The organism is Sinobaca qinghaiensis (assembly GCF_003610495.1).
Lineage (GTDB): Bacteria > Bacillota > Bacilli > Bacillales > Marinococcaceae > Sinobaca > Sinobaca qinghaiensis.
In genome coordinates this window covers 38670-61457 of sequence record NZ_RAPK01000014.1, presented here as the reverse complement: position 1 = coordinate 61457, position 22788 = coordinate 38670, and the positions used below count along the sequence as shown (strand labels likewise).

At 43.9% G+C, this 22788-nt stretch carries 40 protein-coding genes and 1 rRNA gene; all 41 read right to left on the bottom strand.

The window, feature by feature from the left end; all coding sequences use genetic code 11:
• Positions 1–245, bottom strand: a 16S ribosomal RNA gene (locus ATL39_RS17240); the annotation flags it as partial.
• 370 nt (positions 246–615) lie between these two features.
• On the bottom strand, positions 616–1239 hold the full coding sequence (locus ATL39_RS17235; RefSeq protein WP_120194623.1) for a KinB-signaling pathway activation protein: 624 nt from the start codon (positions 1237–1239) through the stop codon (positions 616–618).
• A gap of 152 nt (positions 1240–1391) precedes the next feature.
• Positions 1392–2444 carry an Mrp/NBP35 family ATP-binding protein gene (locus ATL39_RS17230; protein ID WP_120194625.1) on the bottom strand — a complete coding sequence of 351 codons (1053 nt, stop codon included), beginning with the start codon at positions 2442–2444 and terminating at the stop codon, positions 1392–1394.
• 101 nt (positions 2445–2545) lie between these two features.
• On the bottom strand, positions 2546–2935 hold the full coding sequence (locus ATL39_RS17225) for a PilZ domain-containing protein (protein WP_170146976.1): 390 nt from the start codon (positions 2933–2935) through the stop codon (positions 2546–2548).
• A gap of 194 nt (positions 2936–3129) precedes the next feature.
• Positions 3130–3444 carry a hypothetical protein gene (locus ATL39_RS17220; RefSeq protein WP_120194621.1) on the bottom strand — a complete coding sequence of 105 codons (315 nt, stop codon included), beginning with the start codon at positions 3442–3444 and terminating at the stop codon, positions 3130–3132.
• A 125-nt stretch (positions 3445–3569) separates the two neighbouring features.
• Positions 3570–3962 carry a 30S ribosomal protein S9 gene (gene rpsI / locus ATL39_RS17215; RefSeq protein WP_120194620.1) on the bottom strand — a complete coding sequence of 131 codons (393 nt, stop codon included), beginning with the start codon at positions 3960–3962 and terminating at the stop codon, positions 3570–3572.
• Positions 3963–3985: 23 nt separating this feature from the next.
• Entirely contained in the window at positions 3986–4423 is a 438-nt protein-coding gene (gene rplM, locus ATL39_RS17210) for a 50S ribosomal protein L13 (RefSeq protein WP_120194619.1), read from the bottom strand.
• Positions 4424–4620: 197 nt separating this feature from the next.
• Positions 4621–5376 carry a tRNA pseudouridine(38-40) synthase TruA gene (gene truA / locus ATL39_RS17205; RefSeq protein ID WP_120194618.1) on the bottom strand — a complete coding sequence of 252 codons (756 nt, stop codon included), beginning with the start codon at positions 5374–5376 and terminating at the stop codon, positions 4621–4623.
• 7 nt (positions 5377–5383) lie between these two features.
• Complete coding sequence (locus ATL39_RS17200; RefSeq protein ID WP_120194617.1) at positions 5384–6181, bottom strand: energy-coupling factor transporter transmembrane component T family protein; 798 nt, start codon at positions 6179–6181, stop codon at positions 5384–5386.
• Positions 6174–7052, bottom strand: coding sequence for an energy-coupling factor transporter ATPase (locus ATL39_RS17195; protein WP_120194616.1), 879 nt, complete (start codon positions 7050–7052; stop codon positions 6174–6176). Before ATL39_RS17195 ends, ATL39_RS17200 begins: the two co-directional genes overlap by 8 nt.
• A complete protein-coding gene (locus ATL39_RS17190) occupies positions 7049–7861 on the bottom strand; it encodes an energy-coupling factor transporter ATPase (RefSeq protein WP_120194615.1) in 813 nt (270 codons plus the stop codon). Before ATL39_RS17190 ends, ATL39_RS17195 begins: the two co-directional genes overlap by 4 nt.
• Positions 7862–8087: 226 nt before the next feature.
• Positions 8088–8453, bottom strand: a complete 366-nt coding sequence (gene rplQ, locus ATL39_RS17185; protein ID WP_120194614.1) for a 50S ribosomal protein L17 — start codon at positions 8451–8453, stop codon at positions 8088–8090.
• Positions 8454–8489: 36 nt separating this feature from the next.
• Positions 8490–9434, bottom strand: a complete 945-nt coding sequence (locus ATL39_RS17180) for a DNA-directed RNA polymerase subunit alpha (RefSeq protein WP_120194613.1) — start codon at positions 9432–9434, stop codon at positions 8490–8492.
• Positions 9435–9619: 185 nt separating this feature from the next.
• The gene (gene rpsK, locus ATL39_RS17175; RefSeq protein ID WP_120194612.1) at positions 9620–10012 is read right to left on the bottom strand and encodes a 30S ribosomal protein S11; all 393 of its coding nucleotides are present in this window, start codon (positions 10010–10012) and stop codon (positions 9620–9622) included.
• A 28-nt stretch (positions 10013–10040) separates the two neighbouring features.
• Complete coding sequence (gene rpsM / locus ATL39_RS17170; RefSeq protein WP_120194611.1) at positions 10041–10406, bottom strand: 30S ribosomal protein S13; 366 nt, start codon at positions 10404–10406, stop codon at positions 10041–10043.
• 19 nt (positions 10407–10425) lie between these two features.
• Positions 10426–10539, bottom strand: a complete 114-nt coding sequence (gene rpmJ / locus ATL39_RS17165; protein ID WP_120194610.1) for a 50S ribosomal protein L36 — start codon at positions 10537–10539, stop codon at positions 10426–10428.
• Between the two features lie 70 nt (positions 10540–10609).
• Positions 10610–10828, bottom strand: coding sequence for a translation initiation factor IF-1 (gene infA, locus ATL39_RS17160; RefSeq protein WP_091663629.1), 219 nt, complete (start codon positions 10826–10828; stop codon positions 10610–10612).
• The gene (locus ATL39_RS17155; RefSeq protein WP_120194609.1) at positions 10815–11144 is read right to left on the bottom strand and encodes a KOW domain-containing RNA-binding protein; all 330 of its coding nucleotides are present in this window, start codon (positions 11142–11144) and stop codon (positions 10815–10817) included. Before ATL39_RS17155 ends, infA begins: the two co-directional genes overlap by 14 nt.
• Before the next feature lie 22 nt (positions 11145–11166).
• The gene (map, locus tag ATL39_RS17150) at positions 11167–11913 is read right to left on the bottom strand and encodes a type I methionyl aminopeptidase (protein ID WP_120194608.1); all 747 of its coding nucleotides are present in this window, start codon (positions 11911–11913) and stop codon (positions 11167–11169) included.
• Positions 11910–12563 (bottom strand): adenylate kinase, encoded by a 654-nt coding sequence (locus ATL39_RS17145; protein WP_120194607.1) that lies wholly within the window; start codon positions 12561–12563, stop codon positions 11910–11912. The genes map and ATL39_RS17145 overlap by 4 nt, the downstream gene beginning before the upstream one ends.
• A 74-nt stretch (positions 12564–12637) precedes the next feature.
• The gene (secY, locus tag ATL39_RS17140; protein WP_120194606.1) at positions 12638–13930 is read right to left on the bottom strand and encodes a preprotein translocase subunit SecY; all 1293 of its coding nucleotides are present in this window, start codon (positions 13928–13930) and stop codon (positions 12638–12640) included.
• The gene (rplO, locus tag ATL39_RS17135) at positions 13930–14370 is read right to left on the bottom strand and encodes a 50S ribosomal protein L15 (protein WP_120194605.1); all 441 of its coding nucleotides are present in this window, start codon (positions 14368–14370) and stop codon (positions 13930–13932) included. Before rplO ends, secY begins: the two co-directional genes overlap by 1 nt.
• A gap of 31 nt (positions 14371–14401) precedes the next feature.
• Positions 14402–14590, bottom strand: coding sequence for a 50S ribosomal protein L30 (gene rpmD, locus ATL39_RS17130; RefSeq protein ID WP_120194604.1), 189 nt, complete (start codon positions 14588–14590; stop codon positions 14402–14404).
• Positions 14591–14603: 13 nt separating this feature from the next.
• Positions 14604–15101: a 30S ribosomal protein S5 gene (rpsE, locus tag ATL39_RS17125; protein WP_120194603.1), complete on the bottom strand. Its 498-nt coding sequence runs from the start codon at positions 15099–15101 to the stop codon at positions 14604–14606.
• 18 nt (positions 15102–15119) lie between these two features.
• The gene (rplR, locus tag ATL39_RS17120) at positions 15120–15482 is read right to left on the bottom strand and encodes a 50S ribosomal protein L18 (protein ID WP_120194602.1); all 363 of its coding nucleotides are present in this window, start codon (positions 15480–15482) and stop codon (positions 15120–15122) included.
• 35 nt (positions 15483–15517) lie between these two features.
• Positions 15518–16054: a 50S ribosomal protein L6 gene (gene rplF / locus ATL39_RS17115; RefSeq protein WP_120194601.1), complete on the bottom strand. Its 537-nt coding sequence runs from the start codon at positions 16052–16054 to the stop codon at positions 15518–15520.
• 31 nt (positions 16055–16085) lie between these two features.
• Positions 16086–16484: a 30S ribosomal protein S8 gene (gene rpsH, locus ATL39_RS17110; protein WP_120194600.1), complete on the bottom strand. Its 399-nt coding sequence runs from the start codon at positions 16482–16484 to the stop codon at positions 16086–16088.
• A 30-nt stretch (positions 16485–16514) separates the two neighbouring features.
• A complete protein-coding gene (locus ATL39_RS17105; protein ID WP_120194599.1) occupies positions 16515–16700 on the bottom strand; it encodes a type Z 30S ribosomal protein S14 in 186 nt (61 codons plus the stop codon).
• A 33-nt stretch (positions 16701–16733) separates the two neighbouring features.
• Entirely contained in the window at positions 16734–17273 is a 540-nt protein-coding gene (rplE, locus tag ATL39_RS17100) for a 50S ribosomal protein L5 (RefSeq protein ID WP_120194598.1), read from the bottom strand.
• A gap of 27 nt (positions 17274–17300) precedes the next feature.
• The gene (gene rplX / locus ATL39_RS17095; RefSeq protein ID WP_120194597.1) at positions 17301–17627 is read right to left on the bottom strand and encodes a 50S ribosomal protein L24; all 327 of its coding nucleotides are present in this window, start codon (positions 17625–17627) and stop codon (positions 17301–17303) included.
• A 43-nt stretch (positions 17628–17670) separates the two neighbouring features.
• Positions 17671–18039 (bottom strand): 50S ribosomal protein L14, encoded by a 369-nt coding sequence (rplN, locus tag ATL39_RS17090; RefSeq protein WP_120194596.1) that lies wholly within the window; start codon positions 18037–18039, stop codon positions 17671–17673.
• 33 nt (positions 18040–18072) lie between these two features.
• Entirely contained in the window at positions 18073–18336 is a 264-nt protein-coding gene (rpsQ, locus tag ATL39_RS17085) for a 30S ribosomal protein S17 (protein WP_120194595.1), read from the bottom strand.
• A gap of 26 nt (positions 18337–18362) precedes the next feature.
• Positions 18363–18566, bottom strand: coding sequence for a 50S ribosomal protein L29 (gene rpmC / locus ATL39_RS17080; protein WP_120194594.1), 204 nt, complete (start codon positions 18564–18566; stop codon positions 18363–18365).
• Positions 18556–18990, bottom strand: a complete 435-nt coding sequence (gene rplP / locus ATL39_RS17075) for a 50S ribosomal protein L16 (protein ID WP_120194593.1) — start codon at positions 18988–18990, stop codon at positions 18556–18558. Before rplP ends, rpmC begins: the two co-directional genes overlap by 11 nt.
• A gap of 2 nt (positions 18991–18992) precedes the next feature.
• Positions 18993–19652 (bottom strand): 30S ribosomal protein S3, encoded by a 660-nt coding sequence (gene rpsC, locus ATL39_RS17070; RefSeq protein WP_120194592.1) that lies wholly within the window; start codon positions 19650–19652, stop codon positions 18993–18995.
• A 3-nt stretch (positions 19653–19655) separates the two neighbouring features.
• A complete protein-coding gene (rplV, locus tag ATL39_RS17065; RefSeq protein ID WP_120194591.1) occupies positions 19656–19997 on the bottom strand; it encodes a 50S ribosomal protein L22 in 342 nt (113 codons plus the stop codon).
• Positions 19998–20017: 20 nt separating this feature from the next.
• Entirely contained in the window at positions 20018–20296 is a 279-nt protein-coding gene (gene rpsS / locus ATL39_RS17060; RefSeq protein ID WP_120194590.1) for a 30S ribosomal protein S19, read from the bottom strand.
• 57 nt (positions 20297–20353) lie between these two features.
• Positions 20354–21190, bottom strand: a complete 837-nt coding sequence (gene rplB / locus ATL39_RS17055; protein ID WP_120194589.1) for a 50S ribosomal protein L2 — start codon at positions 21188–21190, stop codon at positions 20354–20356.
• Positions 21191–21216: 26 nt separating this feature from the next.
• Positions 21217–21504, bottom strand: coding sequence for a 50S ribosomal protein L23 (gene rplW / locus ATL39_RS17050; protein WP_211327010.1), 288 nt, complete (start codon positions 21502–21504; stop codon positions 21217–21219).
• Positions 21504–22127 carry a 50S ribosomal protein L4 gene (rplD, locus tag ATL39_RS17045; RefSeq protein WP_120194587.1) on the bottom strand — a complete coding sequence of 208 codons (624 nt, stop codon included), beginning with the start codon at positions 22125–22127 and terminating at the stop codon, positions 21504–21506. The genes rplW and rplD overlap by 1 nt, the downstream gene beginning before the upstream one ends.
• 27 nt (positions 22128–22154) lie before the next feature.
• Positions 22155–22787, bottom strand: a complete 633-nt coding sequence (rplC, locus tag ATL39_RS17040; RefSeq protein ID WP_120194586.1) for a 50S ribosomal protein L3 — start codon at positions 22785–22787, stop codon at positions 22155–22157.
• Between the last annotated feature and the right edge of the window lies 1 nt (position 22788).

The following is a 22788-nucleotide window of genomic DNA, read 5'->3' as shown; positions in this document are numbered from 1 at the left end:
GTGCATGGCCCGAAGGCCATGCTTTTACAAGCAGATCAGGTGATCTGCTTGATTATCGGGTATTAGCTCCGGTTTCCCGGAGTTATCCCCGTCTAGAGGGCAGGTTGCCCACGTGTTACTCACCCGTCCGCCGCTCAATTCCCCGGTTTTCCTCCGAAGAGGTCCGCCGGGTGCATGCGCTCGACTTGCATGTATTAGGCACGCCGCCAGCGTTCGTCCTGAGCCAAGATCAAACTCTCCATGAAAGTTGATGCTTAGTTCTTGCTGGTCTTACCTTGCGCAGCAGGCCCTGCCTGCCGCGACTTGTTGTTCGCGCGTTGTTTTCATTCCATTTTCAAAGGACACGTGTTTTGCTGCTTCGCCTCAATTTGGCGACTTTCATAGTATATCAAGTTGGTCAAAGTAAGTCAATACTTTATTTTTGTTTTTTTGTTTTCCAACTGCGCTTTGTTATTTCGTCTTTTGTGGCGCAAGAAGTAATGTACCATGGTCGCTTAATAAACGTCAACATGTTATGCGTTATTTTTTCATATTCTCTCAAAATCATTTTATTCAGTATTTTTCTTTTTTTCTATATCTTTATTTCTAAATAGAAAAGAAGCCTCTTTTTTAGGATCAAAGAGGCTTCTTTTTCAGTGACGGGCCGCTGTTTTTTGTTAATCGGTGAAGAAGCAGCAGCTGCCAGGCGTTGGACACAAACAGAGGTGTAATATAGATCCAAAGCCATTTGGATTCATTTACCGTTCCTACTGTAAGAGCCGGCAGCCATTCAATTGTCGTGACCACAAACATAAAGAAGAAAGCCGGAACAAAAGCCTGGCTGTTTGTTTCTATTTTCTTTCGATAAGCCACCGCCCCCGCAAACGCCAGAAAGATTATCGGCATTACCATATAATCGAGAATGGTTTCGGTGCCCTCCGCAAAAGCGGTATAACGAAAATAAACGAGATCAAAAAACACAAAAGCAATCAGCACTATCTGCACACGATTCCACAGCTTTGTTGTCTTAAACAGGCTCAGGGCAAAACGATGCAGAGTTAAATAAGCAAAGTATCCCATCTGAGCCACCAGGCTGATGGCTGCGCTGATCCCCAATATCCAGATTAGCCCAAACAAAAAATTCAAAAACCCGCCGCTGAAATATGTAGAGGGATCTATTACTATACCTACTACTGCTCCGCTCAATGCCCCTATCAGCAGTGTAGAAAAAAACAGGTAAACTACTTTCCTCGCATTCACTATTGCTGCACCCCTTATGTCTTCACATGTGGCTTCTTGTAAATTCTATCAAGCAGGCATAAAAAAAGCTACCTGGTATTTGAAACCGCTTCACACTGCATAAAAAAAACACTTCCTTTCTTTATGTAAAAGAAAAGAAGTGCTTTATCGTATTATTTTCCGATTTTCTCGACCACGCGTTGGGCCATGTCTTTATAAATGCCACCAATTTGATGTTCTTCTTCATATACTGAAGGAGCAAAGACATTTTTGTTTTCAGTTGGCTGCCCTAGAGGAATACGTCCAAGTACTTCTGTTTTCAGCTCGTCTTTTAAACGTTCTCCGCCGCCTTCACCGAATACATATTCCTTTTCTCCGGTAACTTTGCTTTCAAAGTAGGCCATGTTTTCCACAATGCCCAGAATTTCATGATGAGTCCGGATCGCCATTGCTCCTGCGCGCGCTGCTACAAAAGCTGCGGTCGCATGCGGTGTTGTTACCACAATTTCTTTGCATTCCGGAAGCATCGTGTGGATATCAAGGGCTACGTCACCAGTACCTGGCGGAAGATCCAGCACGATGTAGTCGAGCTCGCCCCACTCTACTTCGTTAAAGAAGTTATTTAACATTTTTCCAAGCATCGGACCTCTCCAGATTACTGGAGCATTGTCTTCTACGAAAAAGCCCATGGACATGACTTTTACGCCAAAGCGTTCTACCGGAAAGATACGGTCGTTTTCTACTTTCGGACGTGTATCAATTCCCATCATATCCGGCACACTGAAGCCATAGATATCTGCATCAATGATACCAACTTTTTTCCCTGCTCTGGCAAGTGCCACTGCAAGGTTAACTGACACGGTAGACTTTCCTACGCCGCCTTTACCACTTGTTACAGCAATAAATTCTGCTTTGTTATCTTTGGACAATAAGGACGCGGACGCAGCCGCAGAAGATCCGCCACCGTGTTTTTCTATTTCTTCTTCTTCCAACGCTTCAAAACGAAGACCAACGGATTCTGCTCCGGCATCTTTTAACAATTTAACTACGTCCTGCTGTACTTTCATTTGTTCAGGCGTACCAGTACGGGCAAGGGCAATCTTAACGCTTACATTGCCGTTTTTAATTCGCACGCTTCTTACTCCGCCTGTTTCTGTTACACTTTTATTTAAATCGGGATCCTCTATACTTTTTAAGGCCTCGAGGACCTGCTCTTCTGTGATCAAAACGGACACCATCCTTTTAGCAGCAATTTGTTCTGCTCCTAGCATACATTGTTTTCTAGGTGCTTTTCAAACGTTTGCTATACAAACCGGCAAAATAAATCCTATCTGCCTTTAATCAACCGCTCCCTTTTGCGTCTATTAATAGCAAGCCGATTAACAATTTGAATGATTTTCAGCCGCATCTGCCTGTCACTGTGTACAAGTTTTACCCCGTAATAATAACGGCTGCCTTCTTTTTCTTTACGCTGTATACAGCCGTACAGTTTAAAAGGTGTCTGGAGTGTCTGAAAAGTAAAACAATACATTACATCCTCCGACAAAGGAATATCCAGCCTGCTGGAAAAGCGCAGGCCGCCGGCTGATAAATCCTGAAGATACATACGAGCCGGCTTGCTGTCGATAATTTCTTCCTGCATTTTATAAATAGAAAACATTCCTTCAATTGGATGAGACTCAAAATTAAAACGAACATCCCGCCTTTGGTTGCTCATATTTTTTCCTCCTGCTTGGTATGGCAGCTGCATTACATTTACTGGGCGCAGCGCTATCTATTACGATCATTTATTTACATTTTAAGTATATATTATGATTACATAGTATTACAACTAAAGTATGTATATAGGATAAAAGATTATGCCTGTTACATAAAAAGGTATAAAAAAGACACCTCGCCGGTGTCGGGCTTTCAATCGACTTGAAAACGGTCAATAAAGATTTCTTCCTGCATCAGTTTAATTTCGTTCAATATTTCTTCGGCAAGCTCTGGGTTTTCCTCCAGTGGATGTTCCTGAAAAAAAGAAGCTTTATTTAAAATATCTTCTATTTTTTTCTTGGACGCTTCACTCCCTACTCTATAGTAATGAGCAAGTGAAATAGAAGCTGCTGTGAATATACCGCCTCTGCCTTCTATCGACTGAGCCGTGACGGTTCCCCCATACGTATTGCCTTCTTTACAATGCAGGGCTTTTCGTACACATTTTTCTAACTGTGCGCTGATCATGGTGCTTCCCTCCTAACAGGTTATGTTCGTAATTTATCCCGAACTCTTCCGAAAGTCAACTACATTGAGCCTGCCCGCAAAAAAACCTTCCAGCCAATAAGGCTGAAAGGTTTTGAATAAGATGATTAACGCTTTGAGAACTGAGGAGCACGACGGGCTGATTTAAGACCTGGCTTCTTACGTTCTTTCATGCGTGGGTCACGAGTAAGGAATCCGGCAGCCTTAAGAGACTTACGGAAATCAGGATCAACGTCTAAAAGCGCACGGGCTACACCGTGGCGGATAGCGCCGGCCTGTCCTGTGAATCCACCGCCGTTTACGTTCACTTTAAGGTCGTACTGACCTTCAGTTCCCGTTTCAACGAGTGGTTGGTTTACAATAAGCTTTAGTGTTTCGAAGTTGAAGTATTCATCAATGTCGCGGTTGTTTATCGTCACACGGCCATCGCCTGGTACGACAAAAACACGAGCAACAGAATTCTTACGACGTCCGGTACCGTAGTATTGCACTTGTGCCATAATATAATTTCCCTCCTTCTAATTTAGCCGCGAAGTTCGTACTTCTCTGGCTGTTGTGCTTGATGATTGTGTTCAGAACCTGCAAATACGTGAAGCTTTCTAGCCTGTACACGGCCGAGAGATGTTTTTGGAAGCATGCCTTTAATAGCAAGTTCAAGCATTCTCTCCGGCTTATTTGCACGCATATCTCCGGCAGTTGTTTCTTTCAGGCCGCCTGGATGTCCACTGTGCTTGTAGTAGATCTTATCACGGAGTTTCTTCCCTGTAAGATGAATCTTTCCTGCATTAATAATAATAACGTGGTCTCCCATATCAACATGAGGAGTAAACTGAGGCTTATTCTTGCCGCGAAGGATGGATGCTACTTCGCTGGAAAGACGTCCAAGAGTCTGTCCGTCAGCATCTACAACGTGCCATTTCTGTTCAAGCTCTTTTGGCTTTGCCATGTATGTTGTACGCATTATTTTTTCCCTCCTAATTAGTTCTTTTTTTATTGGTTTTTGTCAATTGTCATCGTCCATTATCATTCCGTATCCCGGGGCTGTGGGACTTTGAAATGCCAACAACTATCATATAACATGCATTACTTAATGTCAATGCAATGTACACCAGGAATCGTTGTTTTTTAAAAGATTTTTTGGAACCTGCTTTTTTACCGTCAGAACGGGCCTTCCTCGTATACGACACGTTCCAGGTAAAGGCCGTGCCCGGGGGCAGTACGGCCTGCTTTTTTCCTGTCTTCTGCTTCCAGAACAGCCTGCATGTCCTCCGGTTTCATACTGCCTGTGCCAACCAGAAGAAATGTTCCTACTAAAATACGGACCATGTTATATAAAAAGCCGTTTCCTTTAAACACAAAATGCAGTTCATCCCCATGTGCTTCAATACGCGCCTCATAAATGGTCCGAACCGTGCTTGTCACAGATGTTCCCGTAGAACAGAACGAGGCAAAATTATGGGTTCCTTCGATAAAAGGGAGTGCCTCCCGCATTTTCTCCACCTGCACCGGCTTTGGGTAAAAATACGTATAATGGCGGCGGAAAACGTCTCTTGTTCTCGTAGCAAGGACCCGGTAGCGGTACTCTTTGCCGAGGGCATCATAACGGGCATGAAACGAAGGTTCCACATATTCGGCCGACACTATTTGAATATCCGGCGGGAACAGTCCTGCCGATGTAATCGGCCACCGCTCCGGGGGAACATAATAATCCGTATCAAAATGAATCGTCTGTCCATTGGCATGCACTCCGGCATCGGTCCGTCCGGAGGCAAAAATCGTTACTTTTCTGCCCTCATGCATTTTGGTCAGACCTTTTTCTATTACTTCCTGGAGAGTTTTGCTGTTCTGCTGCACCTGCCATCCGGAATAGTTTGTTCCATCATAAGCGATTACCGCTTTTACTCTATGCTTCATACTTCTGTTACTCCCTTAATAAAAATAATGCTGCCACGAGCACGACGATAAGCACACAGGCTGCCGTGTCTCTTGTTTTCCAGATGAGCTGACGGAGCTTTGTGCGCTCCGCTCCGCTGTTATAGCCCCTTGCTTCCATAGCATATGCCAGATCCTCCGCTCGTTTAAAAGAGCGTACAAATAACGGCACAAGCAGGGCAACGAACGCCTGGGCTCTGTCTTTTAAAGATCCTTTGCTGAAATCGGCGCCGCGTGCGGTCTGCGCTTTAATAATTTTTTCGGTTTCCTGCATTAATGTAGGAATAAAGCGGATAGCAATCGACATCATCATCGCGACATCATGCGCCGGAAAGCGAAACCGGTTCAACGGTGATAAAAACTGCTCCATGGCATCTGTTAACTCAATCGGACTTGTTGTCAGTGTCAGAAGGGAGGTTAAAAACACAAGCAGCAGCAGACGCAGAGCAATAAAAAGCCCCTGAATCACCCCATCTTCATAGAACTGAAACGCTCCTAAGGACAACAGCACATCCCCTTCTCTTGTAAACAGGGCATGAATAAAAAAGGTGAAAAGCACCAACAGAAAAATCGGAGCCATCCCTTTTCGTATGTATCGAAACGGGACGCCCGAGGAAAGATATATTACCGCTGCCGCTCCGCCTAATACAGCATATCCGGTCCACGAATTTGTCAGGAAAATAGCAGCAATCAAAAAAAAGACAGAAGCAAGTTTCGCTCTCGCATCCATTCGATGAAGTATGGAGCGGCCCGGAAGATACTGGCCTATAATTACGTGTTCAAACATCGGTATCGCCTTTTTTCTGCTGAAGTCTCTTTTCCAATTCTACAGCCGCTTCTTCCGGTTTTAGATGGTAGCTGGAAAAGGTTACCCCCATCTCCTGTTCAATCTGCTTTAATACTTTGACCTGTTCCGGCACATCTAAATGAAGTGTCTGCAGTTCTGCCTGTTTTTCATAAATAACAGAAGGCGGTCCCTCCATAATAATCTGCCCTTCGCTCATGACAATAATCCGGTCTGCCAGCCGGGCTGCCTCTTCCATCTGATGTGTGATCATAATCGTTGTCGTCTGGTATTGCTGCTGCCACGTTTTAAACAATGACAGAATTTCTTCCTGGCCCTGGGGATCCAGACCAGCGGTTGGTTCATCCAGAATCAGCACTTTCGGCTCTACGGCAAGAACCCCCGCTATCGCTACACGCCGCATCTGGCCGCCGCTCAGTTCAAATGGGGAACGCTCGAGAAAACTCTTATCCAGCCCAACCAGCTCCAGCAGTTCCGGAAGCCTTTTTTTCGTCCGGGCTTCCTCTTTTCCCGCATTGCGGGGACCAAACAATAAATCTTTCTCTACCGTCTCTTCAAACAGCTGATGCTCCGGATACTGGAACACCATGCCGGTATGCTCGCGCAGCGCTTTGATCTGCTTTCGTTTCGACTTCGCATCGATCGTATGTCCTCCTACCGTCACCTGGCCGCTGTGGGGCTTTAATAGGCCGTTTATGTGCTGGACGAGGGTGGATTTGCCTGAACCAGTATGGCCGATGATAGCAGTAAAAGACCCCTTTTCGAAATTAACATTAACATTCGCTAATGCCTTTTTTTCAAACGGCGTCTTTTTCATATAAGTATGTTCTATGTTTTTTAATAAAACCTTCATCTGCTTTTTTCCCTCCAAAGAAACGATTCTAATGACCGGGAGGAAATCCCCTTGTGTGCTAAAGATTGATACAAGGATGCAGCATAAGGCAATGGGATGTTCTTCTCTTGCAGCCAATCTAGATTGTGCAGCAGCTCTTCTGCTGTAACGTCATGAATAATGCGTCCGTTTTCCATATACCATACGCGGTCTGCCATTAAAGCTTCATGCAGCTGATGCGTTACAGATAAGATCGTCACATCACTTGAGGCATGCAGAGAACGAATCGTATGTAATACTTCTTGTTTTCCATTTGGATCCAGCATAGAGGTCGCTTCATCCAATACCATAATAGATGGATAAAGAGCTAATACCCCAGCGATAGCAACACGCTGTTTTTGTCCACCGGATAACCGATGCGGTTCTTTATCTAAAATATCTTCTACTCCCGTCTGACGGGCTACTGTTTCAATACGTTGAAGCATGTCTTCTCTAGGTACACCAGCATTCTCCATTCCAAATGCGATATCATCCCTAACAGTAGGTGCCACAAATTGATGATCCGGATTTTGAAAAACCATCCCCACTTCTCTTCGAATCACAGGCAGATCATCGTCTGAAAAAATAGACTTTCCATTGATATAAATCTCTCCTGTACGGGGAAGCAGCAATCCGTTAAATAACCGTGACAATGTAGATTTTCCTGAACCATTCGGGCCAATAACAGCAATCCATTCTCCATGTTGAATAGAAGCACTCACGCCGGATAATACGGCAGGGCCCTCTTCTTCATATTGAAAATGAACATTCTGTAATGTTACTGCCTTCATTGGTATTCCTCTTTTCTCTAACAGACCTTTTCCTTTTCACCATTCAATACAACTGTATCCAGGATTTCAAAGGAGCCTGCTTCTTTAGAAAAAGAGAGGCTCCAGGCCTTTCTCATAGAAAGAACCTGGTCTCTTGATTTGGTTTCTTTTGGCTTTTTAAAAAAGGGCGTAGACGCAATCCTCTAAAGATCCGTCCAGCCCTTTTTTAATCAACCCGTGGGATTACTTATACGAACTCAATAATAGCTAGTTCAGCAGCGTCTCCGCGACGGGGACCTGCTTTAAGCACACGAGTATATCCGCCTTGGCGGTCTTCGAAACGAGGAGCAATTTCATCGAATAACTTCTGAACAGCATCCTGTCCTGTTTCTTCGTTAGCAACCTCTTTACGAATGTAAGCAGCAACCTGACGGCGTGCGTGAAGATCTCCGCGCTTGCCAAGAGTTACCATTTTCTCAATAATAGGGCGCAGTTCTTTTGCTTTAGATACAGTAGTCTCAATTCTTTCATTGATGATCAAGTCTGTAGCTAAATCACGAAATAGTGCCTTTCTTGCTGAACTGTCACGTCCAAGCTTTGCATATGCAGACATTTAATTCCCTCCTTCATAAATATTGCGTGTCCTGCTCTATTCTTCTTTACGAAGACCTAAACCAAGTTCCGCTAACTTTTCTTGAACTTCTTCCAATGATTTACGTCCGAGGTTACGAACTTTCATCATGTCATCTTCGGATTTCTGGGTAAGCTCCTGCACGGTATTAATACCGGCACGCTTCAGGCAGTTGTAAGAACGGACAGATAGATCAAGTTCTTCGATAGTCATCTCAAGTACTTTTTCTTTCTGATCTTCTTCTTTTTCTACCATAATTTCAGCATTTTGAGCCTGATCTGTTAATCCGATGAAGATATTCAAATGCTCATTAAGAATTTTCGCTCCAAGCGATACTGCTTCTTCAGGGCGGATACTTCCATCTGTCCATACATCCATAGTGAGCTTATCATAGTTAGTGATCTGCCCGACACGAGTGTTTTCTACCTGGTAGTTCACACGTGATACTGGAGTGTAAATGGAGTCAATAGGAAGAACACCAATAGGAAGATCATCCGCATTGTTACCTTCAGCTGGAACATATCCTCTTCCACGTTTAGCAGTTAAACGCATATGAAGATTGGCTCCTTCAGTAAGAGTAGCAATATGAAGATCCGGGTTTAAGATGTCTACGTCACTATCGTGGGTAATATCTTTCGCCTTGATAATGCCATCGCCAGTTGCTTCAATTTCCAATACTTTTTCATCATCTGAATAAATCTTCAGAGCCAGCTTTTTTAAGTTTAATATGATGGTTGTGACATCCTCTACCACACCTTCAATAGTGGAGAACTCATGTAGGACACTGTCAATTTGAACTGTCGTGACAGCTGATCCTGGAAGAGAGGATAAAAGGATACGGCGTAAGGAGTTTCCAAGTGTTGTTCCATACCCACGCTCTAGTGGTTCTACAACAAACTTGCCGTATTTGGCATCCTCGCTTACTTCAACCGTTTCGATATTAGGCTTCTCGATTTCTATCATTTAACAATATACCCTCCTTCAAAACGTCGAATTTCCTGTCATCAGCTTACAACAGTAAGTGATTTAGGAATTTTCATTTAGTCAGCTTCCGATTAAGCGACGAACCTGTTTCTTTATAATGCATAAGCTTTTACAAGGAAATCTGTATCCATCATAAAGCTAGGCGTTGCACCAACCTCTGAAAATTATACTCTACGGCGTTTTGGCGGACGGCATCCATTATGAGGAACCGGCGTTACGTCGCGGATCATGTTTACCTCAAGTCCAGTTGCCTGCAAAGAACGAATAGCAGCTTCGCGTCCGGAACCTGGTCCTTTAACAGCTACTTCTACGCTCTTAAGGCCGTGCTCCATTGCAGCTTTTGTAGCTGTTTCAGCAGCCATCTGTGCAGCAAAAGGAGTGGATTTACGTGATCCTCTAAAGCCTAATGCTCCAGCACTTGCCCAAGATAAAGCATTTCCCTGTGTGTCTGTAATCGTCACGATCGTATTGTTAAATGTAGAACGGATGTGTGCGATTCCAGTCTCTATATTCTTACGCTGACGGCGTTTACGGTTGTTTGTTTTTGGCTTAGCCATGGTAAGTTAACCTCCTTTTCGTAAATGTTTATTTTTTCTTGTTTGCTACTGTGCGACGTGCACCTTTACGGCCACGGGCATTGTTCTTCGTGTTCTGTCCTCTTACAGGAAGACCACGGCGATGACGAATGCCACGATAGCTTCCGATTTCAATAAGACGCTTGATGTTTAGTGACTTTTCACGACGAAGGTCACCTTCTACTGTATAGTTCTCAACTGCCGTACGAATGTTAGCAAGCTCATCTTCTGTAAGATCGCGAGTCCGCGTGCTTTCATCAATATTGGCTTCTTTAAGAATCTCTTGTGCTACCGATTTGCCGATACCAAACACATACGTTAAAGAAATTACAATACGCTTATCGCGTGGAATATCTATACCTGCAATACGTGCCATTTGAGCACCTCCTTTTTATTTAGCCTTGCTTTTGTTTGTGCTTTGGATTGGAGCAAATAACCATAACCGTACCTTTACGGCGGATTACTTTACATTTTTCACACATTGGTTTGACTGACGGTCTCACCTTCATGTTTATTTACCTCCTTAACCGCTTGGAGTACATGCGAGAGTAAACGTGCTACGACTCATCCTGCCGGTTTTTATTTATAGCGGTACGTAATACGTCCGCGTGACAAATCATATGGGGAAATTTCAACGGTTACCTTGTCTCCTGGGAGTATACGGATAAAGTGCATCCGAATCTTACCAGAAACATGCGCTAGAATTTTGTGTCCGTTCTCAAGCTCTACGCGAAACATTGCGTTTGGAAGAGGTTCAAGAACAGTACCTTCCATTTCAATAACATCATCTTTGGCCATGCATGTACTCTCCTTCCTTCAGTAACTCTGTGCTATGCTTTGTTTTATATATAATCAGAGCATATCTCAACTTAGCATTGGTCACACGTCCGGTTTCCATTAAACTTCGCTTTACTTCTTCAGAAATGTGCGGCAGAAACTCAACGTGGTTTTTGTTTTTCTTTTTCCCACGGTCGGACTTCCGCTTTTCTCCATCTGCTACTAGAATAAAACGATCATCTACTAAACCAATGACTACAGCAAAATTACCGGCTTCCCGCCCTTTGCGAATCCGGACAATCTGGCCGATCCCGGGCAGCGACTCTGATTCTTTCATTCATCATCACCTTTATTGTTAATCAGGCTTTAGTTAGTATCTCATATCCTTCATTGGTAATGGCAATAGTATGCTCAAAATGAGCACAGTTTTTCCCATCCGTTGTAACAACTGTCCAGTTGTCAGAAAGAGTATGGACATAACGTTCTCCCGCGTTGATCATTGGTTCTACGGCAAGCACCATGCCAGTCTTTAAGCGCGGTCCTTTTCCTGCAGGACCGTAATGAGGGATCTGCGGGTCTTCATGCAGATTCTGCCCGACTCCATGTCCTACGTACTCACGAACTACTGAAAAGCCGTGCTTTTCTGCGTATGCCTGAATAGCGTGTGACATATTGGTAAGACGTTCTCCCGGTTTCGCTTCCTTCAACCCCTCATACAAAGAGTTTTCTGTTACGTCCAGCAGCTGCTGGTCGGCGTCCGTGATCGTCCCTACCGGATAAGTCCAGGCAGAATCACCATGATAGCCCTTATACTCGGCTCCGATATCTATAGAAATGATGTCGCCATCTTTTAATACTTTTTTACCCGGTATGCCGTGCACCAATTCTTCATTGACTGATACACAGATACTTCCGGAGAATCCATTATACCCTTTAAAGGAAGGAATCGCGTCGTGCTGACGTATTTTTTTGTCCGCAATGTCATCAAGTTCCTGGGTAGTAACTCCCGGTTTGATGTGCTTTTGAAGCTCTTGGTGTGTCAGCGCGACGATCCTGCCAGCCTCACGCATAATGTCTAGTTCTCGCTCTGTTTTACAAATGATCATGCATGAATCCCTTTCAACAGCTCATCTATTTCATCAAACACTACATTAATATCCTGGTCGCCCCTGATACTGCGAATGTAGCCTTTGTCTGTATAGAAATCGATGAGGGGCTGCTGCTGTTCGATATTCACTTCAAGGCGTTTTCTGACCGTTTCCGGTTTATCGTCATCGCGTTGTACAAGCTCACTTCCATCTACATCACAAATCCCTTCCTGTTTAGGAGGGTTGTACATAACATGGTACGTTTTGCCTGAAGTTGGTGATACACGGCGTCCCGTCAGGCGCTCTTCCAGCTTTTCCTTAGGAACATCAACGTTAAGAACATAATCGAGATTTTTGCCTAAAGAGCTTAGTATATCTTCCAGGGCCTGTGCCTGAGCCACAGTACGGGGAAAACCATCGAGAAGAAAGCCGCTTTCGCAGTCGCTCTTGCTTAATCGTTCCCGCACAATACCGATCGTTACCTCATCTGGGACAAGGTTCCCTGCATCCATATAAGACTTTGCTTCTTTACCGAGTTCGGTACCTTCTTTAATGGCTGCACGAAACATGTCACCTGTTGATATATGAGGAATGTTGTACTTTGCTACAATCTTTTCGGCTTGTGTACCTTTACCGGCACCTGGAAGCCCCATTAATATCAAATTCACGATATCTCCTCCATCTTTACGATTTCGTGAGGGGCAAGGCGGCTTTCTTCCTCATCCCCTAATGTGCGGTTTATCTATTTGATAAACCCTTTATAACTTCTCTTAATAAGCTGGCTCTCGATCTGTTTCATTGTATCTAATGCCACACCAACAACGATGAGAAGACCAGTTCCGCCGATTTGGATCGTCTGTGGAAGCCCCATCTGTGCTGTGAAAAACACAGGAATGAGAGAAACCGCAGTAAGAAACAATGCTCCTACTAACGTCAAACGATACAAAATACGCCGGATAAACGTTTCTGTTGTTTTACCCGGTCTAATACCCGGGACATAACCGCCCTGCTTTTTCAGGTTCTCTGCCATCTGCTCAGGATTAACCTGGACAAATGTATAGAAATACGTGAACCCGATAATTAAAGCTGCATATATAATCATGCCAAATGGCTGCGTATAATCAAAGTTTTGAACAATCCAGTTCGCCACGGCGTTGTCTTCTCCTATTAACCCGGCAACCGTAGGTGGGAAAATGAAGAGCGATAACGCAAAAATAACGGGAATAACACCGGCAGAGTTAACCTTCAACGGAATATGCGTTGATTGTCCGCCTACCTGGCTTCGTCCTGATAAACGTTTAGCGTACTGAATCGCCACCTTGCGAATTGCCTGCTGTACGAAGATAACACCAACGATAATAATCAGTACCGCTAATGCTAATAGCGCAAGCGTAACAATTCCCATAAACAACTGCTGGCCGGCATCTTCGATTTGTGTAGCATAGATTTGGTTTAACCCGCCGGGAATTCCGGCCGCAATTCCAGCAAAAATAAGGATGGATATACCATTCCCTACTCCTTTTGCCGTAATCTGCTCACCAAGCCACATCAAAAATGCTGTTCCAGTGGTCATAATTAGTGCTATAAAAATGTATTGGGGAACACTTGGATTCGGAATAAGTCCTGGAAATAAGTTATTAAATCCAATAGACATTCCAAGCCCTTGAATAAAGGCAAGAATAACGGTGAAGTAACGCGTAAACTGCGCTAGTTTCCTTCTTCCTGCTTCCCCTTCTTTCGCCCACTCTGTAAACTTTGGCACAACATCCATTCTTAAAAGCTGAACTACAATAGATGCAGTAATATAAGGCATTACGCCCATCGCAAAGATAGAGTAATTCGAAAGGGCTCCACCACCAAAAGTGTTAAGGAACCCGAAAGCATTTGCTTGGTCCTGGAAATTCAAGACATCTTGATTAGATCCAGGAACTGGTATAAAGCTTCCTATTCGAAATACTACTAGCATGAGAAGAGTAAAGAAAATCTTATTTCTTAAATCACTCACACGAAAAATGTTGGAGAGCGCGCGAAACATTAGATCACCTCTGTTTTTCCACCAGCCGCTTCAATTGCACTTTTAGCAGAAGCTGAGAACTTGTTCGCTTTCACCGTTAGATCTTTAATGACGTTTCCATCCCCAAGGATTTTAACACCATTTTTTGTTTTACTCACAATGCCTTCTTTTACAAGAAGTTCTGGAGTAACTTCTGTACCGGAATCAAAACGGTTTAACGTTTCAATATTAACGATCGCGTACTCTTTTCTTGTATAGTTAGTGAATCCACGTTTTGGAAGGCGTTTGAAAATTGGGTTTTGACCACCCTCAAATCCAAGACGTACACCGCCGCCAGAACGAGAATTCTGCCCTTTTTGACCGCGACCGGAAGTTTTTCCATTACCGGTTGCGACTCCACGTCCCACGCGATTGCGTGTTTTTGTGGATCCTTTTGCAGGCTTCAACTCATGAAGTTTCATGTTGACACCTCCCTGTCCTTTAGAAATCGTATTATGCGTCTAGTTCTTTTACAGTTAGTAGATGAGATACTTTGTTAATCATTCCACGAATAGCAGCGTTGTCTTCCTGTACCACGGTGTGGTGCATTTGGCGAAGACCCAGAGTATTAACCGTCACACGCTGATCCTTGGGACGACCAATTAAACTACGGCTGAGGGTAATTTCCACTTTTTTTGCCATGTTGTTTCCCTCCTTATCCTAACAATTCTTGCACGCTTTTTCCACGTAATTTGGCAACTTCTTCAGCTGTCTTCAGCTCAGTTAGCCCTTGGATGGTTGCGCGTACCATGTTGATTGGGTTATTGGAACCCAATGATTTAGAGAGAATATCCTGAACGCCGGAAAGCTCAAGTACAGCACGTACAGGTCCGCCCGCGATAACTCCAGTACCTTCAGAAGCAGGCTTCAATAGTACGTTACCAGCTCCGAAATGTCCTACGATCACGTGAGGAATAGTTGTTCTTACGATTGGCACTTCCACAAGATTTTTCTTGGCAGCTTCTACCGCTTTGCGGATAGCTTCAGGAACTTCAAGTGCTTTTCCCATGCCAAAACCTACGTGTCCGTTACGATCCCCAACAACTACAAGCGCTGCGAAACGAAAGCGGCGTCCACCTTTAACAACTTTAGCCACACGGTTGATTGTAACTACTCTTTCTTCTAATTCAAGCTTGCTAGCATCAATTTGCATACTGTCCCCTCCTTACTATTAAAATGTCAGTCCATTTTCACGTGCCGAGTCAGCTAATGCCTGAACACGTCCGTGATAGATAAATCCGCCGCGGTCAAATACTACATTTTCGTAGCCTTTGTCTTTCGCACGTTTTGCTACAAGTTCGCCGATCGTTTTTGCAGCTTCAATATTTCCACCGTTCTCGATATTTAATTCTTTCTCAGTTGTAGAGGCAGCCACTAGTGTAGCTCCTTTTACATCATCGATAAGCTGTACATAAATATGCTTGGAAGAACGGAATACGTTCAGACGCGGACGTTCAGAAGTGCCTTTGATTTTTCTGCGAATGCTCATGTGGCGCTTCTTACGCTTGGCGTATTTCGTAGATTTAGTAATCATGAAACGCTCCTCCTCTCTTAACCTTACATTAAGCGTTATTTACCAGTTTTACCTTCTTTACGTCTAACAAATTCGCCCTCATAACGAACGCCTTTGCCTTTGTAAGGTTCTGGTTTTCTAGTGGCACGGATGTTTGAAGCAATTGCTCCAACGCGCTCTTTATCAATACCTTTTACAATTACCTTTGTGTTTGATGGAACATCAATCTCAATACCATCTTCTGGTACGATCTCTACAGGGTGGGAGTAACCAACGTTAAGGATAAGTTTTGTACCTTGTTTGCTGGCACGATAACCAACACCAACAAGCTCCAAGCCTTTCTCATAACCTTTTGTTACACCTTCTACCATATTGTTCACAACACTTCTAGTGGTGCCGTGCAAAGAGCGATGCTCTTTATGATCGGAAGGACGCTCGAAGGTAACTTCAGAATCACCAACATTTACTTTAATGTCCTGGTGAAGCTCACGGCTCAATTCGCCCTTAGGACCTTTTACCGTAACGTGATGACCGTTCAAGCTGACTGTAACTCCTTCAGGAATTTCTATAGGCTTTAGACCAATACGAGACATATATTTCCACCTCCGTTCTTATCTATTATTTTTACCAAACGTAAGCGAGTACTTCGCCGCCGATTTCCATTTTACGTGCCTGCTTATCACTCATCACACCGTGTGATGTAGAGATAACTGCGATTCCAAGACCGCCGAGTACACGAGGAACTTCATCAGACTTTGCGTATACACGAAGTCCGGGCTTGCTGATTCTTTTCAATCCAGTGATTACGCGTTGGTTCTCTGCACCGTACTTAAGGAAGATACGGATAAGACCTTGCTTTTTATCATCAACAAATTCTACGTCGCGAACAAAACCTTCGTTCTTTAGAATTTCAGCGATTTCTTTTTTAATGTTAGATGCAGGCATCTCAAGCTTTTCGTGACGAACGATGTTCGAGTTACGAATGCGAGTCAGCATATCTGCAATTGGATCTGTCATGACCATAATGTTTTACCTCCTTCCCTTATCTCGGGCTTACCAGCTTGCTTTTCTAACGCCTGGAATTTGTCCTTTATACGCGAGTTCGCGGAAACAAATTCTGCACAACTTAAATTTACGGATTACGGAATGAGGACGTCCGCAACGTTCACATCTTGTATATGCTTGCACATTGTACTTGGGAGTACGCTGCTGTTTGGCTATCATCGATTTCTTTGCCAAGGTCCATGCCTCCTCTTCAAATTATTATTTATACTATTTTCTGAAAGGCATTCCCATCTGTGTAAGCAGCTCTCTAGATTCCTCGTCGGAATTAGCTGTTGTAACGATGACAATGTCCATTCCACGGACTTTATCCACTTTATCATAATCAACTTCCGGGAAAATTAACTGCTCTCTTACTCCAAGAGTGTAGTTTCCACGGCCGTCAAAGGATTTGCTTGATACACCACGGAAGTCACGTACACGTGGAAGAGATACGTTGATCAGCTTCTCGAGGAAGTCATACATGCGCTCTCCTCTAAGAGTAACTTTTGTACCGATTGGCATACCTTCGCGGAGTTTAAAACCGGCAATGGATTTTTTAGCTTTTGTTACAAGAGGCTTTTGACCACTGATGGTACCAAGCTCTTCTACTGCTTTATCCAATGCTTTAGGATTTTGAACTGCTTCGCCGACACCCATGTTGATAACAATTTTATCTAGCTTAGGAACTCCCATTACGGAAGAATAAGCGAATTTTTCATGCATGTGAGGAACAATCGTTCCTTTGTACTTCTCTTTCAAGGCATTCATACTGTTAGCCTCCTTTCGTCAGATGACTTATTTATCAAGTGCTTCGCCGGATTTTTTAGCGATGCGTACTTTTTTGCCGTCCACCACTTTGGATCCTACACGGGTAGGTTCTCCAGTTTTCGGGTCAAGAGGCATTACATTGGAAACGTGGATTGCAGCTTCCTGGTTAAGGATTCCACCTTGTGGGTTATCCTGTGAAGGTTTAGCATGCTTTTTTACAACGTTAATTCCCTCAACAAGAACGCGTTCTTTTTTAGGGAAGGCTTGTAAAATAACACCCTCTTTGCCTTTATCTTTACCGGAAATCACTTTCACTTTGTCGCCTTTTTTTACATTAAGACTTTTCTGAGACATAATCGCACCTCCTTAACAAGGCCTATCTATTCGTTTTCTATTATTAAAGTACTTCTGGAGCAAGCGATACAATTTTCATGTACTGCGCTTCACGTAGTTCTCTTGCAACCGGTCCGAAAATACGAGTCCCTCTTGGGCTTTTGTCTGGACGAACGATTACTGCTGCGTTCTCGTCAAAGCTGATATAAGAACCGTCTTTACGACGAGCTCCACTTTTAGAACGAACGATTACTGCTCTTACTACTTCACCTTTTTTGACAACGCCACCTGGTGTTGCTTGTTTAACAGAACAAACGATCATATCACCGATATTAGCTGTCTTACGTCCGGATCCGCCTAGAACTTTAATGCACTGAACTTGACGCGCACCTGAGTTATCAGCAACTTTTAATCTACTCTCTTGTTGTATCATAGGTTACGTAACCTCCCTTCCTCAGAAAAGATGTTAGATAATTACGGCTTCCTCTACTACTTCCAACAGACGGAATCTCTTGTCTTTAGAAAGTGGACGGGTTTCCATAATACTAACAACATCGCCTTTTTTGGCTTGATTATTTTCATCATGTGCTTTTAATTTTTTGGAATATCTTACGCGCTTGCCGTATAGAGAATCTGTCTTGTACGTTTCAACAACAACTGTAATGGTTTTATCCATTTTGTCAGAAACAACACGTCCAGTATATACTTTGCGCTGATTGCGTTCAGCCATATAAATGGGCCTCCTCTCGATCGTTATTAACCTTTATTTATACCGAGTTCACGTTCACGTAGAACGGTTTTGGCACGAGCGATGTCTTTACGAACATTGCGAATGCGACCTGGATTTTCAAGCTGACCAGTCGCCAGTTGGAAACGAAGATTAAACAACTCTTCTTTTAACGAAACAGTCTGTGCTTCCACTTCTGCTGTGGTTAAGTTTCTGAATTCATTAACTTTCATTTGCCTCACCACCCAATTCTTCGCGCTTAACAAACTTCGTTTTGATAGGAAGTTTATGAGACGCAAGTCTAAGTGCTTCACGAGCTACCTCTTCAGAAACACCTGCAATTTCAAACATAATTTTTCCTGGTTTTACAACAGCTACCCATCCTTCAGGTGCACCTTTACCGGAACCCATCCGAACTTCTAGAGGCTTAGCTGTGTACGGCTTATCTGGAAAGATTTTAATCCAAACTTTACCGCCACGCTTCATATAACGAGTCATCGCAATACGAGCTGATTCGATCTGACGGTTTGTGATCCACGAAGCTTCAATAGCCTGAAGACCGTATTCGCCGAATGTTACTTCTGTGCCGCCTTTTGCACGGCCTCTCATTTTGCCGCGGTGTTCGCGACGATATTTAACACGTTTTGGTAACAACATTATTAATTGCCCCCTTCCTGTTTTTTCGTACCTTTCGTTGGAAGGACTTCTCCACGGTAGATCCAGATCTTAACTCCGAGCTTGCCGTAGGTTGTATCTGCTTCCGCTGTACCGTAATCAATATCGGCACGCAATGTGTGAAGAGGAACCGTTCCTTCGTTATAGCTTTCGTCACGAGCGATATCAGCGCCGCCAAGACGTCCGGATACCTGTGTTTTGATACCTTTTGCGCCTGCGCGCATTGTGCGTTGAATTGTCTGCTTCATTGCACGACGGAAAGAAACACGGTTTTCCAATTGACGAGCGATATTTTCTGCTACTAGACGAGCATCCATATCTGCCTGCTTGATTTCTGCAATGTTGATATGAACTCTCTTACCAGTTAGATTGTTAAGGTTTTTACGAAGGGATTCCACTTCAGAACCACCCTTACCAATAACCATACCTGGCTTAGCAGTGTGAATCGTAATGTTTACACGCTTTGCTGCGCGTTCAATTTCAATCTTAGAAACAGAAGCTTCTTTTAGTCTGTTTTCAATGTATTCGCGTACTTTAATGTCTTCGTGCAAAAGGGTTGCATATTCTTTTTCGGCGTACCATTTAGAATCCCAGTCACGAATGACACCAACGCGAAGTCCTATAGGATTAACTTTTTGACCCACGTGTTATCCCTCCTTCTTTTCTGCTACCACGATTGTAATGTGGCTTGTTCTTTTGTTGATTCTAGTTGCACGACCCTGAGCACGTGGACGAAATCTTTTCATCGTTACGCCTTCATCAACGAATGCTTCTGTGATGTAAAGATCTTCCGGCTCGAGCTCGTAGTTGTGTTCTGCGTTTGCGATGGCAGAATTTAGTACTTTTTCGACAATTGGCGAAGCGCCTTTAGTAGTATTTTTAAGGATACCAATGGCCTCTCCAGCCTTTTTGCCCCGAATGAGGTCAATGACTAACCGTGCCTTACGAGGGGCAATGCGAATTTGTTTAGCAACTGCTTTAGCTTGCATTTAAAGAACCTCCCCTCTTATTAGCGTCTTGTCTTCTTATCATCTTGTCTGTGACCTTTAAACGTTCTTGTTGGTGCGAACTCACCAAGCTTATGACCGACCATATCTTCCTGAACGTAAACCGGAACGTGCTTGCGTCCGTCATAGACTGCAATAGTATGGCCTACGAAATTTGGAAAGATAGTAGAGCGTCTGGACCAGGTTCTGATTACTTTCTTCTCATCTGTTTCATTGAGTGCTTCAACTTTTTTCATCAAATGGTCATCAATGAAAGGTCCTTTTTTCAAACTTCTGCTCATGAGAGTACCTCCCTTCGCAATTGCGCTGCGATTCTAATGAACCGCAGGACAACACGATTATTTTTTATTACGGCGACGACGAACGATATATTTATCAGTGTCTTTGTTTTTCTTGCGTGTCTTGTAACCAAGTGCAGGTGTACCCCATGGAGATACTGGTGCAACACGTCCGATTGGAGCGCGTCCTTCACCACCACCGTGTGGGTGATCACTTGGGTTCATTGCGGAACCACGTACAGTTGGGCGTCTGTTCAACCAACGGGAGCGTCCTGCTTTACCGATGCTGATAAGTTCATGCTCAACGTTTCCTACTTGTCCTACCGTTGCACGGCAGGTAGCAAGGATAAGACGCGTTTCGCCTGATCTTAGACGTACTAGAACGTACTTTCCTTCTTTACCAAGAATCTGTGCTTCAGCTCCAGCTGAACGGACAAGCTGTCCTCCGCGTCCTGGCTTCAGCTCAATGTTGTGAATGATTGTACCAACTGGAATGTTTACCAATGGAAGTGCGTTCCCAACTTTGATATCTGCTTCAGAACCAGATTCGATCATTTGTCCAACTTTGATTCCTTTAGGTGCAAGGATATAACGCTTTTCTCCATCTACGTAATGGATAAGAGCGATGTTTGCGGAACGGTTTGGGTCGTACTCTACAGTAGCGACTTTACCCGGTACTCCGTCCTTTTCACGCTTGAAATCGATAATGCGGTATTGGCGCTTGTGTCCGCCACCCTGGTGACGCATCGTAATGCGGCCATGGTTGTTTCTGCCGGCTTTCTTATAAAGTGGTGCAGTAAGAGACTTTTCCGGCTTATCTGTTGTTACTTCATGAAAATCACTTACGGTCATATGACGGCGACCGTTAGTAATCGGCTTAAACTTTTTAATAGCCATGCTTATTTCCCTCCTTTACTTAGCGATTATGCTCCTTCGAAAAACTCTATTTCCTGGCTGTCTTCAGTTAACGTGATTATCGCCTTTTTACGGCTAGGCTTAAATCCTGTATAACGGCCAAAACGGCGGAATTTTCCTTTATAATTCATTGTATTAACTCTAGATACCTTCACTCCGAAAATTTCTTCGATAGCTTTTTTAATCTGTATCTTGTTAGCTTTTACGTTCACTTCAAACGTGTACTGTCTTAATTCCATTAATTCAGCAGTGCGTTCAGTGATTACGGGGTTTTTAATAACGTCGCGTGCTTCCATTATGCGAGCACCTCCTCTACCTTTTCTACCGCTTCTTTCGTGATTACGAGCTTGTCATGCTTAAGCACTTCAAGTACGTTCACGTCATTAACAGTTGCAAAGGTGATTCCAGGAATGTTTCCAATGGATAATGCTACTTGCTCATTATAATCAGCTGTTACTACTAACGCTTTCCGATCAACAGAAAGGCTTGATAGTACAGTTATCATTTCTTTTGTCTTTGGTGCTTCTAAAGAAAGGTTATCAAGAACAACGATGTCCCCGTCCTTCGCTCTAGTAGAAAGAGCAGATTTAATAGCAAGTCTGCGGACTTTCTTTGGAAGCTTATAAGCATAGCTTCTAGGTGTTGGTCCAAAAACGACACCGCCGCCTACCCATTGTGGTGCACGGATAGTACCTTGACGTGCGCGTCCTGTTCCTTTTTGACGCCACGGCTTACGACCGCCGCCTCGTCTGTCGGAACGGTTCTTTACAGCATGTGTTCCCTGGCGCATGGATGCTTGCTGCATCACAACTGCTTCATGAAGAACATGCTGATTTGGTTCAATGCCGAAAATTCCTTCAGCTAGTTCTACATCTCCGACTTTAGATCCGGATTGATTCAATACGTCTACTTTAGGCATAGTAGGGCCTCCTTCCTTGGTGACTTATTATTTCACTGCTTTAACAGCAGATTTGATGGTAACAAGGTTTTTGTTTGGTCCAGGCACATTGCCCTTCACGAGGATTAAGTTGCGTTCTGCATCCACTTTTACGATTTCAAGGTTTTGAACAGTTACTTTTTTGCCACCCATACGTCCTGGAAGCTTTTTACCTTTCAATACGTGGTTCGGGTCAGTTGGACCCATTGAACCTGGACGACGGTGATAACGAGAACCGTGGGACATAGGTCCGCGGGATTGGTTGTGGCGCTTGATAGCACCCTGGAATCCTTTACCTTTTGAAGTTCCTGTCACGTCTACGATATCTCCGTCAGCGAATGAGTCAACTTTGACTTCCTGACCAACAGTGTAATCCTCTAATGTAACATCAAGGATCTCTTTAACGTAGCGCTTGGGCTTTGTATCAGCTTTAGCGGCATTCCCTTTTTCCGGTTTGTTTGAGCGTGATTCTTTTTTGTCAAAAAAGCCCAGCTGAACTGCTTCATAACCATCTGATTCAGATGTTTTTGTTTGAAGCACTACGTTCGGCGCTGCTTCGATAACTGTGACCGGTACAAGTTCTCCATTTTCACTGAACAATTGTGTCATTCCTACTTTTCTTCCCAAGATTCCTTTGGCCATC

What these genes read in the sequence shown, in the direction of transcription:
- rplE (WP_120194598.1), bottom strand. Translation starts at nt 17,273, where the DNA reads ATGAATGCCTTGAAAGAGAAGTACAAAGGAACGATTGTTCCTCACATG.
- ATL39_RS17180 (WP_120194613.1), bottom strand. Translation starts at nt 9,434, where the DNA reads ATGATAGAAATCGAGAAGCCTAATATCGAAACGGTTGAAGTAAGCGAG.
- rpsQ (WP_120194595.1), bottom strand. Translation starts at nt 18,336, where the DNA reads ATGGCTGAACGCAATCAGCGCAAAGTATATACTGGACGTGTTGTTTCT.
- rpsE (WP_120194603.1), bottom strand. Translation starts at nt 15,101, where the DNA reads ATGCAAATTGATGCTAGCAAGCTTGAATTAGAAGAAAGAGTAGTTACA.
- rplO (WP_120194605.1), bottom strand. Translation starts at nt 14,370, where the DNA reads ATGAAACTTCATGAGTTGAAGCCTGCAAAAGGATCCACAAAAACACGC.
- rpsM (WP_120194611.1), bottom strand. Translation starts at nt 10,406, where the DNA reads ATGGCACGTATTGCAGGTATAGATATTCCACGCGATAAGCGTATTGTA.
- rplC (WP_120194586.1), bottom strand. Translation starts at nt 22,787, where the DNA reads ATGGCCAAAGGAATCTTGGGAAGAAAAGTAGGAATGACACAATTGTTC.
- rpsH (WP_120194600.1), bottom strand. Translation starts at nt 16,484, where the DNA reads ATGGTCATGACAGATCCAATTGCAGATATGCTGACTCGCATTCGTAAC.
- truA (WP_120194618.1), bottom strand. Translation starts at nt 5,376, where the DNA reads ATGAAGCATAGAGTAAAAGCGGTAATCGCTTATGATGGAACAAACTAT.
- rpsI (WP_120194620.1), bottom strand. Translation starts at nt 3,962, where the DNA reads ATGGCACAAGTGCAATACTACGGTACCGGACGTCGTAAGAATTCTGTT.
- rplV (WP_120194591.1), bottom strand. Translation starts at nt 19,997, where the DNA reads ATGCAAGCTAAAGCAGTTGCTAAACAAATTCGCATTGCCCCTCGTAAG.
- map (WP_120194608.1), bottom strand. Translation starts at nt 11,913, where the DNA reads ATGATCATTTGTAAAACAGAGCGAGAACTAGACATTATGCGTGAGGCT.
- ATL39_RS17200 (WP_120194617.1), bottom strand. Translation starts at nt 6,181, where the DNA reads ATGTTTGAACACGTAATTATAGGCCAGTATCTTCCGGGCCGCTCCATA.
- secY (WP_120194606.1), bottom strand. Translation starts at nt 13,930, where the DNA reads ATGTTTCGCGCGCTCTCCAACATTTTTCGTGTGAGTGATTTAAGAAAT.
- rplQ (WP_120194614.1), bottom strand. Translation starts at nt 8,453, where the DNA reads ATGTCTGCATATGCAAAGCTTGGACGTGACAGTTCAGCAAGAAAGGCA.
- rplB (WP_120194589.1), bottom strand. Translation starts at nt 21,190, where the DNA reads ATGGCTATTAAAAAGTTTAAGCCGATTACTAACGGTCGCCGTCATATG.
- rpsS (WP_120194590.1), bottom strand. Translation starts at nt 20,296, where the DNA reads ATGAGCAGAAGTTTGAAAAAAGGACCTTTCATTGATGACCATTTGATG.
- ATL39_RS17220 (WP_120194621.1), bottom strand. Translation starts at nt 3,444, where the DNA reads ATGATCAGCGCACAGTTAGAAAAATGTGTACGAAAAGCCCTGCATTGT.
- ATL39_RS17195 (WP_120194616.1), bottom strand. Translation starts at nt 7,052, where the DNA reads ATGAAGGTTTTATTAAAAAACATAGAACATACTTATATGAAAAAGACG.
- ATL39_RS17225 (WP_170146976.1), bottom strand. Translation starts at nt 2,935, where the DNA reads ATGAGCAACCAAAGGCGGGATGTTCGTTTTAATTTTGAGTCTCATCCA.
- rplR (WP_120194602.1), bottom strand. Translation starts at nt 15,482, where the DNA reads ATGATTACTAAATCTACGAAATACGCCAAGCGTAAGAAGCGCCACATG.
- rplX (WP_120194597.1), bottom strand. Translation starts at nt 17,627, where the DNA reads ATGTCTCAGAAAAGTCTTAATGTAAAAAAAGGCGACAAAGTGAAAGTG.
- rplD (WP_120194587.1), bottom strand. Translation starts at nt 22,127, where the DNA reads ATGCCTAAAGTAGACGTATTGAATCAATCCGGATCTAAAGTCGGAGAT.
- rpsK (WP_120194612.1), bottom strand. Translation starts at nt 10,012, where the DNA reads ATGGCTAAGCCAAAAACAAACAACCGTAAACGCCGTCAGCGTAAGAAT.
- rplW (WP_211327010.1), bottom strand. Translation starts at nt 21,504, where the DNA reads ATGGAAGCACGCGACGTTATTAAAAACCCCGTAATCACTGAACGCACT.
- ATL39_RS17155 (WP_120194609.1), bottom strand. Translation starts at nt 11,144, where the DNA reads ATGAAAGAATCAGAGTCGCTGCCCGGGATCGGCCAGATTGTCCGGATT.
- rplM (WP_120194619.1), bottom strand. Translation starts at nt 4,423, where the DNA reads ATGCGTACAACATACATGGCAAAGCCAAAAGAGCTTGAACAGAAATGG.
- rpmC (WP_120194594.1), bottom strand. Translation starts at nt 18,566, where the DNA reads ATGAAAGTTAATGAATTCAGAAACTTAACCACAGCAGAAGTGGAAGCA.
- rplF (WP_120194601.1), bottom strand. Translation starts at nt 16,054, where the DNA reads ATGTCTCGTATTGGTCTAAAGCCTATAGAAATTCCTGAAGGAGTTACA.
- rpmD (WP_120194604.1), bottom strand. Translation starts at nt 14,590, where the DNA reads ATGGCAAAAAAAGTGGAAATTACCCTCAGCCGTAGTTTAATTGGTCGT.
- rplN (WP_120194596.1), bottom strand. Translation starts at nt 18,039, where the DNA reads ATGATACAACAAGAGAGTAGATTAAAAGTTGCTGATAACTCAGGTGCG.
- rpmJ (WP_120194610.1), bottom strand. Translation starts at nt 10,539, where the DNA reads ATGAAGGTGAGACCGTCAGTCAAACCAATGTGTGAAAAATGTAAAGTA.
- ATL39_RS17190 (WP_120194615.1), bottom strand. Translation starts at nt 7,861, where the DNA reads ATGAAGGCAGTAACATTACAGAATGTTCATTTTCAATATGAAGAAGAG.
- infA (WP_091663629.1), bottom strand. Translation starts at nt 10,828, where the DNA reads ATGGCCAAAGATGATGTTATTGAAATGGAAGGTACTGTTCTTGAACCT.
- rplP (WP_120194593.1), bottom strand. Translation starts at nt 18,990, where the DNA reads ATGTTGTTACCAAAACGTGTTAAATATCGTCGCGAACACCGCGGCAAA.